The organism is Streptomyces fradiae ATCC 10745 = DSM 40063 (genome assembly GCF_008704425.1).
GTDB lineage: Bacteria > Actinomycetota > Actinomycetes > Streptomycetales > Streptomycetaceae > Streptomyces > Streptomyces fradiae.
The window spans coordinates 2,706,720-2,723,118 of the sequence record NZ_CP023696.1 but is presented as its reverse complement, the minus strand read 5'-3'; the positions used below and the strand labels follow the sequence as shown (position 1 = coordinate 2,723,118).

The 16,399-nt window shown below is 75.6% G+C and carries 10 protein-coding genes; 5 read left to right on the top strand and 5 right to left on the bottom strand.

The window, feature by feature from the left end:
- The first annotated feature begins 67 nt into the window (after positions 1-67).
- Entirely contained in the window at positions 68-268 is a 201-nt protein-coding gene (locus tag CP974_RS11990) for a hypothetical protein (protein ID WP_031130554.1), read from the top strand.
- Positions 269-376: 108 nt separating this feature from the next.
- Here CP974_RS11990 and CP974_RS11985 read toward each other — a convergent pair whose 3' ends face one another.
- The gene (locus CP974_RS11985; RefSeq protein ID WP_031130556.1) at positions 377-952 is read right to left on the bottom strand and encodes a DinB family protein; all 576 of its coding nucleotides are present in this window, start codon (positions 950-952) and stop codon (positions 377-379) included.
- Between the two features lie 240 nt (positions 953-1,192).
- Positions 1,193-4,855 (bottom strand): S41 family peptidase, encoded by a 3,663-nt coding sequence (locus CP974_RS11980; protein ID WP_031130557.1) that lies wholly within the window; start codon positions 4,853-4,855, stop codon positions 1,193-1,195.
- Positions 4,856-5,058: 203 nt separating this feature from the next.
- On the opposite strand from CP974_RS11980, the gene CP974_RS11975 reads away from it, so the two are divergent.
- A complete protein-coding gene (locus CP974_RS11975; RefSeq protein ID WP_031130559.1) occupies positions 5,059-5,634 on the top strand; it encodes a TetR/AcrR family transcriptional regulator in 576 nt (191 codons plus the stop codon).
- 175 nt (positions 5,635-5,809) lie between these two features.
- Complete coding sequence (locus tag CP974_RS11970; protein WP_031130561.1) at positions 5,810-8,092, top strand: MMPL family transporter; 2,283 nt, start codon at positions 5,810-5,812, stop codon at positions 8,090-8,092.
- 296 nt (positions 8,093-8,388) lie between these two features.
- On the opposite strand, the gene CP974_RS11965 is transcribed toward CP974_RS11970, so the two are convergent.
- Positions 8,389-8,793: an SsgA family sporulation/cell division regulator gene (locus CP974_RS11965; protein WP_078915530.1), complete on the bottom strand. Its 405-nt coding sequence runs from the start codon at positions 8,791-8,793 to the stop codon at positions 8,389-8,391.
- 243 nt (positions 8,794-9,036) lie between these two features.
- Here CP974_RS11965 and CP974_RS11960 point away from each other — a divergent pair, with 243 nt between their 5' ends.
- Positions 9,037-10,212, top strand: coding sequence for a serine hydrolase domain-containing protein (locus CP974_RS11960; RefSeq protein WP_031130565.1), 1,176 nt, complete (start codon positions 9,037-9,039; stop codon positions 10,210-10,212).
- Positions 10,213-10,430: 218 nt separating this feature from the next.
- Positions 10,431-12,167 carry a fibronectin type III domain-containing protein gene (locus tag CP974_RS11955; RefSeq protein WP_078915531.1) on the top strand — a complete coding sequence of 579 codons (1,737 nt, stop codon included), beginning with the start codon at positions 10,431-10,433 and terminating at the stop codon, positions 12,165-12,167.
- Positions 12,168-12,432: 265 nt separating this feature from the next.
- Here the strand turns inward: CP974_RS11955 and CP974_RS11950 are convergent, their stop codons facing one another.
- Both CP974_RS11950 and CP974_RS11945 read right to left on the bottom strand, forming a co-directional pair.
- Positions 12,433-14,061, bottom strand: coding sequence for a penicillin-binding transpeptidase domain-containing protein (locus CP974_RS11950; protein WP_031130569.1), 1,629 nt, complete (start codon positions 14,059-14,061; stop codon positions 12,433-12,435).
- 355 nt (positions 14,062-14,416) lie between these two features.
- The gene (locus CP974_RS11945; protein WP_031130570.1) at positions 14,417-16,249 is read right to left on the bottom strand and encodes a dolichyl-phosphate-mannose--protein mannosyltransferase; all 1,833 of its coding nucleotides are present in this window, start codon (positions 16,247-16,249) and stop codon (positions 14,417-14,419) included.
- Between the last annotated feature and the right edge of the window lie 150 nt (positions 16,250-16,399).

Genomic DNA, 16,399 nt, shown 5'->3' with positions numbered 1-16,399 from the left:
AGGCTGGTCGGCGCGGGGCCGCTCACGGCTCCGCGTTCCCCGCACCCCGTGTAGGAGTGAGAACCGGATGGGTATCTCAGACCAGTTCAAGGACAAGGCCGAGCAGCTCCAGCAGCAGGGCAAGGAGCGCGCGCAGGGCATCAAGGACGAGGCGCAGCAGCGCATGCAGCAGCGCAAGGGCAAGAAGCAGGGCGCCCAGCCCGAGCGCGAGCGCGAGGACGCGCCGATGCGCGACCGGCAGACCATGCTGGAAGACGACGAGGTCTGACCCTCCGGCTCCCTTCCCCCGAGTGCCCCGGCCGGCCCCCGCCGCCCGGGGCACCCGGCTGCCCGGGGCGCGGGGGGCGCCCCGTCGCCCGGCCGCCCGGGGGCTCGGTCACTGGCCCACTCGGCCGTCGATCCGCTCGCGCAGCAGGTCGGCGTGCCCGCAGTGCCGGGCGTACTCGGTGATCTGCGCCACCAGGATCTCGCGCAGCGGCGCCTCCCCGGTGCGCGTGCCGAGGTCGGCGAAGCCGGCGATGAAACGGTCGGTCGCCTCGCGCTCGGCCCGCCACCGCCGCCAGGCGTCCTCCACGACCGCCGGGTCGGCGACCGCGCCGTTCCAGTCGCCGTCACGGTCCTCGGCGGTGCGGTAGATCCTGGGCGATTCCTCGCCGGCCATCCGGCGGAAGTGCCGCTCGTCCTCGGCCATGTGCCGCACCAGCCCGAGCAGGGACATCGTGGACGGCGGCACGGAGCGCCGGGCCATCTGCCCGGCGTCCAGGCCCGCGCACTTCATCTCGACGGTGAGTCGGAAGTGCCGCAGACTGCCCAGCAGCGCGCCGCGTTCGTCCGCCGCCCCGGCCCCGGTCTCGCGCGGGTCGTCGTCCGGGTCGACCCACATGTCGGGGTGGACGGTGGAGGGGGTCCACCGGGTCACCGCTGCTTCGCCGTCGCGCTCGCCTGAGTCCATGACGGCATCGAGGTGCGCATCGCCCCGGACCGCCACCGAGTATCGGACCCGGTCGGCCGCAGCCGGCGACCGGTGCGGGTGGGGGCGGCCCGCCCGCGCGGGCGGCCCGCCCGGCGGCAAGCCGTGCCCGTACGGGACGTGCTGCCCGTACGGGACGTGCCCCCCGTACGGGACGTGCTGCTGCCCGTACGGGGGCGGGGCGTGCGGGAGCACGTGCGGCGGCGGTCGGGCGGCGGCGCGCTACGGCCTCGGGGGCAGGGGTGGGCGGGCGAGGTCGGGGGTGCCGGAGTAGTCCGGGGGGCTGGACGGGGGGCGCTGCTTCAGGAGGTCCAGCGCCAGTCCCACCGCGTCCGCGAGCTGGCGGTGGCGGCCCTCCGCCCAGTCCAGGGGGGTGCGTTCGATCTCGATGTCCGGCTCCACGCCGTGGTTCTCCACGCCCCAGCCGTACGCCTCGAACCACGCCGCGTTCATCGGCACCGTGATCACCGTGCCGTCGCCCAGCCGATGGCGGCCCGTCATGCCGACCACGCCGCCCCAGGTGCGCTGGCCCACCACCGGGCCGAGGCCCTGGAGCTTGAAGACCGCCGTGATCATGTCGCCGTCCGACGACGTGGCCTCGTCCGCGAGCGCCACGACCGGCCCGCGCGGCGAGTTCGACGCGTACGACACGGGCTGCGCGTTGCGCGTCAGGTCCCAGCCCAGGATGCGGCGCGTCAGCTTCTCCACGACCAGTTCGCTGATGTGCCCGCCCGCGTTGCCGCGCACGTCCACGATGAGCGCCGGCCGCGACACCTCCAGGCGCAGGTCCCGGTTGAACTGCGCCCAGCCCGAGCCGCCCATGTCCGGGATGTGCAGGTAGCCGCACCGCCCGTCGCTCAGCTCCCGGACGACCTGCCGGCGCTTGGCCACCCAGTCCTGGTAGCGCAGCGGGCGCTCGTCGACCAGCGGCACCACCGCGACCCGCCGGGGCCGCCCCGCCTCCCCGTCGCCCGGCGCGAACGTCAGCTCCACCGTCGTCCCGCCCGCCGCGTCCAGCAGCGGGTACGGCCCCGCCACCGGGTCCACCGGCCGGCCGTCCACGTGGGTGAGCACGGCCCCCTCCCGGATGCCCGTGCCGGCCAGCGGCGAGCGCGCCTTGGAGTCCGACGAGTCGCCCGGCAGGATGCGCCTGACCACCCATCTCCCGTCCCGGCACACCAGGTTCGCCCCCAGCAGGCCCATCGCCCGCTGGTAGTGCGGCGGGCCCTCGTTGCGCCGGGCGGGCGTGACGTACGCGTGGGACGTGCCCAGCTCGCCCAGGACCTCCCGCAGCAGGTCGGCGAACTCGTCGGGCGACGCCACCCGCTCGACCAGCGGCCGGTACTGGTCCAGCACCCCGTCCCAGTCGATGCCCGCCATGCCGGGCTCCCAGAAGTACGCCCGTGTGATGCGGCCCGCCTCGTCGTACGCCTGCCGCCACTCGGCGCCCGGGTCCACCTCGTGCCGGACGCGCCGCACGTCCACGTACACCGTCGTGTCGACGTCGCCCGTCTCGTTGGCGGGGACCGCGCGCAGGTCGCCCTCGTCGAGCACGACGAGCCGCGTCCCGTCGCCGCTCACCGCGAACGAGTCGAGGTGCGCGACCAGTTCCGACTTGCGCGCCTTGGCGAGGTTGAAGTGCTCCAGCGTCGGCCGCTCCGACGGGTCCGACGGGTTCACGAACGTCTCGCCCAGCGCGCCCGAGATCGGCCACCGCAGCCACACCAGCCCGCCCCCGCTCACCGGGTGCAGCGACGAGTACTTGGACGCGGCCACCGGGAACGGCGTCACCCGGCTCTCCAGGCCCTCCACCTCCACCAGCACGGTCCCGTCGCCCGCCCGCTCGTCGTCCCCCAGGTCGAGGCCGCCCGCCGCCGGCCGCCCCTCCGGCGACAGCGCGAACGGCGACGGCGTCGTCGACGCCAGCGGTACGAGGTACGGGCGGCAGCCCAGCGGGAACGACAGGTCGCCCGTGTGCACGTCGTACACCGGGTCGAAGCCGCGCCACGACAGGAACGCCAGGTACCGGCCGTCCCGTGTGAACACGGGGCTCTCGTCCTCGAAGCGCCCGTTGGTCACGTCCACGACCAGGCGGTCCTTGATGCGGGCCATCTTGATCTGCCGCAGCGACCGGCCGATGAACGGGTGCGACCACGTCAGCCACTGCCCGTCCGGCGAGAACGCGAGGTCTCGCACGGGGCCGTTGCCGGACCGGATCAGCTCCGTGACCAGGGGGGCGGGGGCGTCACCGCCGGTGCGGGTGGGGGAGGAGGGCGCGGCGGCCTCCGGTGTGGCGTCCGGGGCGTCGTCGTGTGCCGGCGCCCCTACGGGAGGAGCCGGGTCGGGGGTCTGGGGCTGGGCCGCCTCCGCCGTCGGGGCCTGGGCCGGGTCCGCCTCCGGGGCCTGGGCCGAGGTAGGCGCCCCGCCGTCCGTACCCGGCCTCCCGTCCGTGCCCGGCGTCCCGTCCGTGCCCGGCGTCCCGTCCGCCCCCGCCGTCCCGTCCGTACCCGGCGTCCCGTCTGCCCCCGGCGTCCCGTCCATGCCCGGCGTCCCGTCCGCCCCCGCCCCGTCCCCGTCCCCCGGCAGCGTCAGCCGGCGCAGGCGGCCCCGCGTCCGCGCGGGTTCGGCCGGTTCGCCCGCCGCCTCGACCGCCTCCTCCGACACGTCCAGGAGCAGCAGCCGCCCGTCGTGCGAGGCGATGGCCAGCCGGTCGCCGTCCGGGTCGGAGACCATCTCCAGCACCCGGCCCAGCAGGCCGGCGGCCAGGCGGCGCGGCGGGCGCTGGCCGCTGGCGCGCGGCAGGTACGCGATCTCCACCGCGTCCTCGCCCTCCGCGTCCGTCACGTACGCGACCCGCCCGCCGTCCAGCATCTCCGGCAGCCGCACCCGCACGCCCGGCGTGTCCGCGATGGACCGCGCCGGCCCGTCCCGGTGCGTCAGCCAGTAGAGGCTGCCCCGGACGCACACCGCGCTGGCCCGCCCGGTCTCGTCCACGGCCACCGACTGGATGTGCTGCGCGGTCGGCACCTGGTACGTGCGCCGCCCCGCGCGCGGGCCCCCGAGCCGTACCGCCAGCCTCCGGGGCCGCGCCTCCGGCGTCAGGGCGTCCAGCATCCACAGGTCCCCGGCGCACTGGTAGACCACGCGGCGCCCGCCCGACGAGGCGTGCCGGGCGTAGAACGCGTCGTGGTCGGTGTGGCGGCGCAGGTCCGTGCCGTCGGGCAGGCACGAGTAGAGGTTGCCGACGCCCTCGTGGTCGGAGAGGAACGCCACCCGGCCGCCCACGAACATCGCGCAGTCCAGGTGCCCGCCCAGGTCGGGCAGCAGCCGCTCGCCGTGCATCCACAGCCGCCCGGTCGCCCCGCCCCGGTACCGCTTCCACGAGGCCGGCTCGTGCGGCGGCTTGCCCGTCAGCAGCAGGGTGCGGTGCTCCCCGTCCACGTCGGCGACCTGGATGTCGGCGCACGGCCCCCACGGCAGGCGGCGGCCGGGGCTGCCGTCCGGGGAGACCTTGTACGCCCACGAGAAGTGCGAGAACGGCTGCCCGTGCGAGGCGACCGCCAGGATGTTGCCGTCCGGGTCCCAGCCGCAGACACGGGTGTCCAGCGACCCCCAGTACGACAGCCGCCGCGCGGGCCCGCCGTCGACGGCCACCAGGTGGATCTCCGGGTCCAGGCTGCGCCAGCTCGTGTACGCGATGTGCCGGCCGTCCGGCGAGAAGCGGGGGTGGCCGACCCTGGTGCGGTCCACGGTCAGCCGCCAGGCGCGGCCGGGGGCCTCGCCCCCGGCGGCGAGCGGGGCGATCCACAGATCGTCTTCCGCGGTGAAGCACAGCAGGTCGCCGTGGACGTGGGGATACCGGAGGTACGCGCCGTCGCTGCTCACGTTCTCATGCTTTCCGCGCGGCCCGCACGCGGCAACTCGACCGGCGCATCGGTCAGATGTTCCCGGCCGCCCCTGCCCCCCCGTGGCGCCGGGTGCGGCCACCGCCACCGTGACCCACGCCACGTACGAAACGGTTTCGTTTCGCTGCGGGGGCGGTCTACGCTTCTGCTGTACGAAACCGTTTCGTTCGGATGGAACCGCCCATGGCACGCAGCAGACTCACCCCGGAACGCGAGTCCGAGCTGTACGCGACCGTCATCGACCTCCTCGGCGAGGTCGGCTACGACGGCCTCACCATGGACGCCATCGCCGCGCGGACGCGCTCCAGCAAGGCCACCCTCTACCGCCAGTGGGGGAGCAAGCCGGAGCTGGTGGCGCAGTCGCTGCGGCACCACAAGCCCGTACGGATAGCGGAGATCGACACCGGGACGCTCCGGGGCGACTTCCACGAGATGATCCGGCGCTCCGACGACTGCCGCATGGAGAAGGACTCCGCGATGATGCGGGGCCTCGCCCACGCGGTCAGCGAGAACCCCGAACTGCTCCAGGCGATGCGCGCACTGCTGATCGAACCGGAGATGACCGGGCTCGACCTCCTCCTGCGCCGCGCCGTCGCACGGGGCGAGGTCGACGCCGGGAACCCGGCGCTCGGACTGGTCCCGCACATGATGATCGGCGCCCTCGTCGCCCGGCCCCTCATCGAGGACCTGCCGGTCGACCAGGCGTACCTCACCACCTACGTGGACGCCGTCGTGCTCCCCGCCCTCGGCGCCCCCTGACCCACCCCGTCCGCCCCGCGAGGGGTGGGCGGAAACGGGCCGGCCGGCCCCGGCGCTCCCCACGCCGCGACCCCGCCGACCGCCCGGACACCCGTACCTGACACGTACCGCTCACGCTGTCGGGCCGACTCCCCAACGTCCTTGCCCCGTCCACTCACCCCGGGAGTACGCCCCAGTGGCCACGTTCCTCTACAAACTCGGCCGGTTCGCCTTCCGGCGCCGCCACGCCGTGACCCTGCTGTGGGTCGCGCTGCTGGCCCTCGCCGGGGCCGGCGCCGCGACCGCGCCCGCACCCACCTCCGGCTCCTTCTCCATGCCGGGCACGGAGGCCCAGAGGGCCTTCGACCTGCTGGAGGAGCGCTTCCCCGGCGGCAGCGCCGACGGCGCCACCGCCCGGGTCGTCTTCAAGGCGCCCGACGGCCAGAAGATGACCGACCCGGCGAACAAGGCCCGCGTCGACAAGGCCGTCGCCGACCTGCGCGCCGGCTCCGACCAGGTCGCGAGCGTCACCGACCCCTACACCGCGCAGGCCGTCTCGCGCGACGGCGCCACCGCCTACATCCACGTCGCCTACAAGGCGAACGGGATGGAGCTGACCGACGCGACGCGCGACGCGCTGACGAAGACCGGTGAGGAGGCGCGCGACGGCGGACTGACCGTCGAGATAGGCGGCGACGCCCTCCAGGCCATGCCGGAGACCGGCACCGGCGAGATCATCGGCGTGGTCGTCGCCGGGATCGTCCTCGTCGTCACCTTCGGCTCGCTCGTCGCGGCAGGACTGCCGCTGCTGACCGCGATCGTCGGCGTCGGCATCGGCGTCGCGTCGATCACCGCCCTGGCGAGCGCCCTGGACCTCGGCACCACCACCGGCACCCTCGCCACGATGATCGGCCTCGCCGTCGGCATCGACTACGCCCTGTTCATCGTCTCCCGCTACCGCGCCGAGCTCGCGGAGGGCCGCGACCCCGAGGACGCGGCGGGACGCGCCGTCGGAACCGCCGGCTCGGCCGTCGTCTTCGCGGGCCTGACCGTGGTCATCGCCCTGGTCGGCCTCGCCGTCGTCAACATCCCGATGCTGACCAAGATGGGCGTCGCCGCCGCCGGCACGGTCGCCATCGCCGTCCTGATCGCCCTCACCTTCATCCCGGCGCTGCTCGGCTACTCGGGCCGGCGCATCCTCGGCCGCAAGGCCCGCAAGGCGCTCGACGGGAGCCGGTCCGACGCGGACGGGACCGCCGCGGACCCGGCCGACTCCGAGGGCGCGGCCAAGACCGTGGTCCTGGGCAAGAAGGACGGCGACCGGGAAGCCGCCGAGGCCGCGCCGAACGGCGGCACCCGCTGGGCCCGCTTCGTGCTGCGCCGCCCGATCGCCGTGCTGCTGGTCGGCGTCGTCGGCCTCGGTGCCCTCGCCGTACCGGCCGCCTCCCTGGAGATGGGCCTCCCCGACGACGGTGCCCAGCCGACCTCCACCACCCAGCGCCGCGCGTACGACCTGCTCTCCGAGGGCTTCGGGCCCGGCTCCAACGGCCCGCTGATGGTCGTCGTGGACGGCGACCGGGACGCCGCCGCCAAGGCCGCCGGCACGATCAAGAAGCTCGAGGGCGTCGCCGCGGTCACCCCGCCCCTGCCGAACAAGGCCGGCGACACGGCCATGATCACCGTCGTGCCGAAGGACCGCCCGTCGTCCACGGCCACCGAGGACCTCGTCCACGACATCCGCGAGCGGACCGGCGACGACGTCCTCGTCACCGGCCAGACCGCGATGAACATCGACTTCTCGCAGAAGATGAACGACGCGCTGCTGCCCTATCTGGCGCTCGTCGTCGGCCTCGCCTTCCTGCTGCTGATGGTCGTCTTCCGCTCCGTGCTCGTCCCGCTGAAGGCCGCCCTCGGCTTCCTCCTGTCGGTGGTCGCCGCGCTCGGTGCCGTCGTCGCCGTCTTCCAGTGGGGCTGGCTGGGCTCGGTCTTCGGCGTGGAGCAGACCGGCCCGATCATGAGCATGATGCCGATCTTCATGGTGGGCGTCGTCTTCGGCCTCGCCATGGACTACGAGGTCTTCCTCGTCACCCGCATGCGGGAGGCGTACGTCCACGGCGAGCGGCCCGGCGAGGCCATCGTGACCGGCTTCCGCCACGGCGCCCGCGTCGTCACCGCGGCCGCCGTCATCATGATCGCGGTGTTCGCGGGCTTCATCGGCGCCAGCGAGCAGATGGTCAAGATGATCGGCTTCGGCCTGGCCGCGGCCGTCCTGTTCGACGCGTTCGTGGTCCGTATGGCGATCGTCCCCGCCGTGCTCGCCCTGCTCGGCCACAAGGCGTGGTGGTTGCCGCGCTGGCTGGACCGCGTCCTGCCCAACGTGGACGTCGAGGGCGAGGGCCTGCGCAAGCGGCTGGGCGACGACGCCGACCGGCCCGCCGACCCGGACGCCGACCGGCCGAACCGGCTCGTCGGGGTCTGACCGGCCCGCCGGCTCACCGGCGCCGCTCGATCACCGGCGGCCGGCACCGGGGCGTCCGACGGGGGTGGCGACACCTCCGGACGGCGCCCGGGTGCCGGCCGCCCGCCGTGCGTGCCGGCCCGTGCCGTCGCCGGGCCTGCCGTGCGCGGTGCCGGTGGTCGCCGGGCCCCTGCCGTGACCGGCCGCCGCCGTGACCGGCCGCCGCCGTCGCCGGGGGCACGCCGCATGCCGCATGCCGGTGCCGGTGCCGGTGCCGGGGAGGCACCGGAGCCGAGGACCGGCGAGGGGGCGGCGGATCAGTGCGTGACCGGCTCGCTCGCGGAGGCGTACGTACGCCGCAGGAAGCCCCGCAGCGCCGACGCGTCGAACTGCACCACCACGGCCGTGCCCTCCGGCGAGTGGAACTCGACCACCGTCTGCACCCGCCCGCACGGCCACACGTCGATGTTCCCGGCGTGCGAGGGCGCCCGCAGCCCCCGCTCCAGCACGGCGCGCGGGAACGTCCAGCTCCCGCCGCCGCCCGGCAGCACGAACCGCACGCACCCCGGCTCCACGTCCGGGCCGTAGCGCAGCACGACCTGGACCCTTCGGGACAGCGGCCCTTCCGTCACGACCAGGCCCCGCGCCCGGACCTCCACCGGCTGCGCGGCGCGTTCCCCGGCGGGGCGATCCTCTTCGGGGTGTACGTCGGCGGGGCACATCGCGGGCTCCTCACACTCGCGTCACCTGCGAGAAGCCGTGTACCCCGAGAACGCCGGACCAGTCCCCCCGACCGCCGGGAAGCGCTTTCCGCCCGGCCGGCGGCCGCCCCGGCCCGGCCCCGGGGGACGTGCCGCCGCCGTCCCGGCCCGTTGCGGGCGCGGACCCGGGATCCCGGGTCCGCGCCGGGCCGTTGCACCATGGGGTGAGCGAGCGACCCCGACCCGAGAGAGAGTGCGTGCGAAGTGGACGTCCAGGGCACCGTCGACCCCGGCTTCGAACCGGTGAGGGACGCGTTCACCCGCAACTTCGAGCAGCGGGGGGAGCGGGGCGCGGCCGTCGCCGTCTACCGGGACGGCCGCAAGGTCGTGGACCTGTGGGCCGGCACCCGCGACGTGGACGGCCCGGCCCCGTGGGCGGTGGACACCGCGCAGGTGGTGCGCTCCGTGACGAAGGGCGTCGCGGCGGCCGTGCCGCTGCTGCTGCACCAGCGCGGCCAGCTCGACCTGGACGCGCCGGTCGGCACGTACTGGCCCGAGTACAAGGCGGCGGGCAAGGAGCGGACCCTCGTACGGCACCTGCTGGCGCACCGCGCGGGCGTCCCCGTGCTGGACGCGCCGCTCACGCCGGGCGAGGCGCTGGACGCGGCGGGCGGCTTCGAGCGGGCCGCCGCGGCGCTCGCCGCCCAGGCGCCCGCGTGGGAGCCCGGCACCGCGCACGGCTACCACGCCCACACCTACAGCTGGCTGCTGGCCGCCCTGGTGCGGCGGGTCACCGGCAGGCCCATCGGGCGGTGGGTCGCCGAGGAGATCGCCCGCCCGCTCGGCCTCGACCTGTGGCTCGGCCTGCCCGGCGAGGAGGCCCACCGCGTCGGCCGGATCGGCCCGCTGGAGGAGCCGCCCGCGTCGGCGTCCGGGGGACTGGTCCTGCGCCCCAAGCGGTCGGTGGCCGAGGCGTACCGGGACGCGGACTCGCTGACCCGGCGGGCGTTCGCCGTGATCGACCCGGCGCCCGACGAGAACGCCCCCGAGTACCGGGCGGCGGGCCTGCCCGGCTCGGGCGGCATCGGGACGGCGCGCGCCCTGGCCCGGTTCTACGCGGCGCTGCTCGGCCCCGTGGACGGCCACCGTCTGTTCGCCCCGGCCACCCTGGCGATGGCCCGCTCCGAGGAGTCGGCGGGCCCCGACCGCGTCCTGGTGGTCGCCACCCGCTTCGGCCTCGGCTACATGCTGCACGGCCCGGCGTCGCCGCTGCTGGGCCCCGGCTCCTTCGGCCATCCGGGCCGCGGCGGCTCCCTGGCCTTCGCCGACCCGGAGTCGGGCACCGCCCTGGCCTACGTCACCAACGGCATGCGCAAGGGCGTGACGGCCGACCCGAGGGCGCAGGCGCTGGTGCGGGCGGTGGCCAAGGCGACGGCCTGACCCCGCCTGACGCGGCGGGGCGGTCGCTTCCCGACCACCCCGCGGGCGAGGCGGCGGGCCCGGCCCGCCGCCGAGGCCGCCCCGACCGGTACGCCCACGTGGGCGCGGGCATGACAGGCGAGTAGCATTCCGGCCCTGGCGGATCACCGGCCCCACCCGTACCGCCGTTCCCCCACGCACGTTCCCCGAATGATGTGGGCTGAAAGGTCAACCCTTACGTGATCACTCGCTCCCGGGCGGGAGTGCTGGCCGCCACGGCCGCGCTCGCCGTCACCGGCGGTCTGCCGACCGCCACCCCCACCGCCGCGGCCGCCTCCTGCCCGTCCCCCCGCTGGTCGGTGAGCTTCTACGCCAACACCACGCTGAGCGGCCCGCCGAAGGCGTCGTTCTGCGAGGCCGCGCCCCACCAGAACTACGGCTACGGCGACCCCGCCGGTGTCACGCTGCCCAAGGACAACTTCTCCGCCCGCTGGACGCTCACCCGCGACTTCGGCTCCGGCGGTCCGTTCTACCTCACCGCCGAGTCGCAGGACGGCATCCGCGTGTACGTGGACGGCGTCCGCAGGATCGACATGTGGCGGAACGTCACCGCCACGCAGAAGACCGCGCTCAACCTCTCCCTACCGGCCGGGCGCCACACCATACGCGTGGACTTCGTCGCCTGGACGGGCGCGGCGAACCTCAAGTTCGCGTACGTGCCCCGCACCACCTCCACCGTGGACAAGGTCCGCCCGCTCGCTCCCACCGGCACGTCCGCCTCCTACGACCGGACCATCAACAGGACCACGCTCCGCTGGGCGGCGAACAAGGAGATGGACCTCGCCGGGTACCGCGTGTACGGCCGCCCGTCCACCTCGGCCGCCTGGACGCGGGTCAGCGGCACCGGCCTCGTCGCCTCGGGCACGTACGCGCACCCCCCGCCCGCCACGGGCGCGACGTACGTGTACGAGGTCCGGGCCGTCGACAAGGCGGGCAACGAGTCGGTGGGCAGCGCCGACCTGGCGGTCGTCCCCGTGGACCGCACCCCGCCCCCGGCGCCGACCGGCCTCACCGGCGCCGACGCCCCGGGCGGTGTGACGCTCGCGTGGGCGGCCACCGCGGGCGCGGCCGGGTACACCGTGTTCCGGCAGGCGGACCCCGTGTACGGCGAGGCGCAGCCCGTCGTACAGGTCGCCACCGTCACGTCCCCGGCCCTGACGGACACGACCGCGCCCGAGCGCACCGGCTACACCTACTCGGTGAAGGCCGTCGACGCCGCGGGCAACGTCTCCCCCCAGCCCGCCCGTGTCGCCGTCACGCGCGGCGACCACCCGCCCGCCCCGCCGACCGGGCTGACCGCCGCCCAGGTCTACCGGGGCGCCGAACTGCGCTGGTCCGGCTCCGTCAGCGACGACGTGGCCGAGTACCGCGTCTACCGGGACGGGGAGCCGTTCCCGGGCATCCACGCCCGGGTCGTGGACTACACGACCCGGCCGTACACGTTCGCGTTCCAGGACCAGGGGGGCGTCGCCCCCGGCACCACGCACGAGTACGTCGTCGTCGCCGTGGACCGCGGGGGCAACGAGACCCGCTCGGCACCGCTCCTGTTCACGTCCGCGGGCGACCGCGTGCCCCCGGCCGTCGTCGCCGGGCTGACCGCCACGCCCCGCGAGGACGGCGTGCTGCTGGAGTGGCAGCCGAACCAGGAGCCGGACCTCAAGCGGTACGACGTGTACCGGGCCGTCTGGCTGGGCGAGGGCCCGGTCGGCGGCGAGGACGGGGTGTGGTCCTTCCGCCAGATCGCCTGGCTCGGGAAGACGGAGACGAGCCACCTGCACGCGTCACCGGCAGACGGCGAGACGGTGCTGTACGCCGTCGTCGCCACCGACGAGTGGGGCAACGGCCGCGCGCCGCTGACCGGCCAGGACTTCGCCTGGGTCACCGTCACGGAGCTGGGCGCCCCGCCGGAGGGGTAGGCCGCCTCGGCCGCCGCGGGGCGGAGCGGGACCCGCCCCGCGCCCGCGGCGGCACGCGGCCGCCCGCACCCGGTACGGGAGGGGCCGGCGCCACGCCTCGGCGGGTCACACGCGGCCGCCCGCACCCGGTACGGGAGGGGCGGGCGCCACGCCTCAGCGGGTCACACGCGGCCGCCCGCACCCGGTACGGGAGGGGCGGGCGCCACGCCTCGGCGGGTCACACGCGGCCGCCCGCACCCGATACGGGAGGGGCGGGCGCCACGCCTCAGCGGGCCTTCAGGACCGACGCCACCAGGGGGCCCGCCGCGTCGCCGCCGTGGCCGGCGGCCTGGACGACGGCCGCGGCGGCCAGGTCGTCGGCGAAGGCGGCGAACCAGCTGTTCGCCTGCCCCTGGAGGTCGACCTCCGCCGAGCCCGTCTTCGCGCCCTTGTCGCCGCCCACGCCCGCCATCGCCGCCGCGCCCGTGCCGTTGCCGCGTGCCGTCGCGCGCATCATGTCGCGCAGCTGCCGGGCGGCGGAGCCGTCCAGGGCGCGGGGGGTGCGCGCGATCTCCCGGTCGTCCAGCGAGGCCGGGACGACGATCGGCTGCCGGAACACGCCGGTCTTCGCGGTCGCGGTGACGGAGGCCATGGTGAGGGCGTTCATCTGCACGGTGCCCTGCCCGATGTACTGGGCGGCGGCCACCCCGCCGGTCTCCGCGGGCACCGAGCCGTCCCAGGTGGGCACGCCGGTCTTCCACTCCAGCCCGATGCCGAACACGTCCCGCGCCTGGGTGCCCAGCGCGGAGTCGTCGTCCACGTCGTCGATGAGCTTGACGAAGGCGGTGTTGCAGGAGCGGGCGAAGCTCTGCCGGAACGTCTGGCCGTCGAGCCGGAAGCCGTCGAGGTTCCGGAACCGGGTGCCGTGGTACATCGCCTCGGCGGGGCACTCGGCGACCCGGTCGGCGGCCACGAGGCCCTTCTCCAGCAGCAGCGACGCCGTGACGATCTTCATGGTGGAGCCGGGGGCCTGCTTGCCGAGGAAGGCCGCGTTCCAGCCGTCCTTCCGGTTGTTGGCGACGGCCCGCACCTCTCCCGTACTCGGCTTGATCGCGACCACCGACGACTCCGGGTACCGCCGCACGGCCTTCTCGGCGGCGGCCTGCACGCCCGCGTCCAGCGTGGTCCGCACCTCCCCGGCCCTGCCCTTCCGCAGGGTCAGCAGCGTCCGGTCGGGGGTGTCGCCCTCGCTCATGACGGCCAGTTCGACGCCGGCCGTGCCGCCCGCCTCGGCGCCGTACCGCTTGCGCAGCTCGTCCAGCACGGGCCGCAGCGACGGGTACCGCTCCGCCGTCAGCTCCGTGCCGTGGCGGTCCAGCGCCCTGATGGCGGGGGCGCCGCCGGAGGTGACCTTCAGGGCCTGGCCGTCCTTCAGCTGCGGGTGGAGGACCGACTGCGACCAGTCGACGCGCGGCTGCCCGGTGGACAGGCCCCGCACGACGGTGAGCCGCGAGGCGTACGTCCACGGGACGCGGTCGCCGCCGTACGAGACGAGGGAGCTCACCGTGAAGGGGACCGTCGTGCCGGTGGGCGTCCCCGGCACGGTCTTCACGCCCTCGATGTGGGTGTTCGTCAGATGGGCCGAGAGCGCGGAGTGCGCCGTCGACGGGTCGTCGGTGAACCCGGCGGCCTTGGCCGCGTCCCCGGCAGCCCAGGCGGCGAGGAAGCCCTCGGCCGTGGTCCGGGTCTCCTCCGCCGTGACGGGCCCCGTCCGCCGGGGCGTGCCCTCGGCCGACACGGTGGTGGTCGTACCGCCGGTCATCCCCTCCCACAGGTTGTACCCCGCGTACCCGACGCCCCCGGCGACGACGGCGAAGACCCCGCCGACGACCGCCACTTTCGCTCCGCTGCGCATGGTGCGGTTCCCCCTCCGCTCGACACGCCCGTTTGAACGTGTTCAAATCCCCCCGGTCCAGGCCACCCTACGCGGGGCGCCGCGCCACCCGCCCGGCCCGTTACGGGAACGGAATCAACGCCGGCCCCCGCACCCGCACGATCCGGCCACCCCGGATCGGCGCTCTCCGGGCCGGCTCCGCGAGCCCGGCCGGCGCCCGCCGGAGCCGTCCCTCCGGCGGGCGGTCGGGTCGCCTCCGGATCGTCCGCGGGCCGTCCCCGGGCCGTCCCCCGGCCGTCGCGGTGCCGTCGGCGGCCACCGCGGGAACACGGGAGGGCGCGACCGCCGGCCGCGCCCTCCCTGTCCGTCTGTGCGGCTAGACCCAGGTGTCGAGCCACATCCGGGCCCGCCACTGGTCCATCGGGATCGCCTCGCCGGTGAACAGCGGCCAGAAGTAGATGAAGTTCCAGACGATCAGCAGCACCAGCACGCCCGCGCCGATCGCGCCGACCGTGCGGCGCCGTTCCGCGCGGCCGTACGCCCGCGCCGCGGCCACCGGGTCCGGGTCCGCCCCGCTCGTGCCCGGCGGGTGGGCGGCCGGGCCCAGCATGGCGCCGATCATCATCGCCACCGCCAGGCACAGGAACGGCACGAACACCACCGCGTAGAACAGGAAGATCGTCCGCTCCTGGTACAGCAGCCACGGCGCCCACCCGGCCGCGACCGCGCACAGGATGGCCCCGGCCCGCCAGTCGCGGCGGAACAGCCACCGCCACACCACGTACAGCAGTGCGAAACACGCCGCCCACCACAGCAGCGGCGTGCCGATCGCCAGGACCTCGCGGGCGCACTTCTCCGCCGCGTCCGCCGGGCAGCCGTCCCGGCCCGGCGCGGGCGACTCGTAGAAGTAGGAGACCGGCCGCCCCAGGACGATCCAGCTCCACGGGTTCGACTCGTAGGTGTGCCCCGACGTCAGGTTGACGTGGAAGGTGTACACCTCCGACTCGTAGTGCCACAGGCTCCGCCACCAGTCGGGGAACAGCCACGACCACGAGCTCTCCCGGCCGTCGCCGGTCGACGCCCAGGTGCGGAAGTAGCCCCGGTCGGAGGCGATCCAGCCGCTCCACGACGCGACGTACGTCGCGAGCGCCACCGGCACCGTCGACACGAACGCGGGCAGCACGTCCCGCCTCAGCACCGCCGTGTACGGGCGGTGCGCGCCGGCCACCCGCCGCGCGCCCACGTCCCACGCCACGGTCAGCAGCCCGAACGCCGCCATGATGTACAGGCCGTTCCACTTCGTGGCCGCCGCCAGGCCCAGCGCCACACCGGCCGCCAGCCGCCAGGGCCGCCACCCCAGCCGCAGGGTCGCCGCGATCCGCGCGTCGGGCCGCAGCACCCCGTCGGCGTCCACCGGCAGCGCCGCCGCCAGCCGCCGCCGCGCCCAGTCCCGGTCGGCGAGCAGGCAGCCGAAGGCGGCCAGCACGAAGAACATCAGCACCTGGTCCAGGAGGGCCGCGCGGCTCATCACGAAGTGCAGCCCGTCCACGGCGAGCAGCCCGCCCGCCAGGCAGCCCAGGAACGTCGACCGGAACAGCCGCCGCCCGATCCGGCACAGCATCAGCACCGACAGCGTGCCGCACACGGCCACCATGAACCGCCAGCCGAACGGCTCGAAGCCGAACAGCCACTCGCCGAGCCCGATCACCCATTTGCCGACCGGCGGGTGCACCACGTAGGCGGGGTCGACCGGCACGTCGACCGAACCGGGGTCCGCCAGGATCGTCGCGTCGACGTCCTTCGGCCAGGACCCCTCGTACCCGTTGTGGATCAGCGCCCAGGCGTCCTTGGCGTAGTACGTCTCGTCGAATATCACCGCGTGCGGCGAGCCCAGGTTCCAGAACCGCAGCACGCCCGCGACGAGCGCCACCAGCAGCGGGCCGCCCCACGGCGCGAGGCGCGCCAGGGCCGCCGCCGCGCGGGGCGGCAGCCCGAGCCCGCCGCCGTACGCCGGGCCGCCGAAGCTGCCCGGCGGCCCGGCGTACGGCGGCACCAGCCGTTCCCGCAGGCCCGGCGCCCCGAGCGGGCGGTACCCGAACCGGCGCAGGCGCCGCTCCCACGCGGGCGGCTCGCCGCCGCCCCGCGGTCCGGCGGCGGGGGTCTCCGGGCCGTCCTGTCCGTGCGGGGCCCTCTGGGCAGTACTGGTCACCGCGCCATCGTAGGGAACGCCCCCGTACGACTCGCCCGCACGCCCGGCCGCCGCCCTGCCGCGCCGTCGCGTACCGCCCGGCCGCACCGCCTGCCGGGCCGCCCGGCCGCCGCGTGCCACGTGCCGCGTACGCCCGGCGCCGCGTGCCGT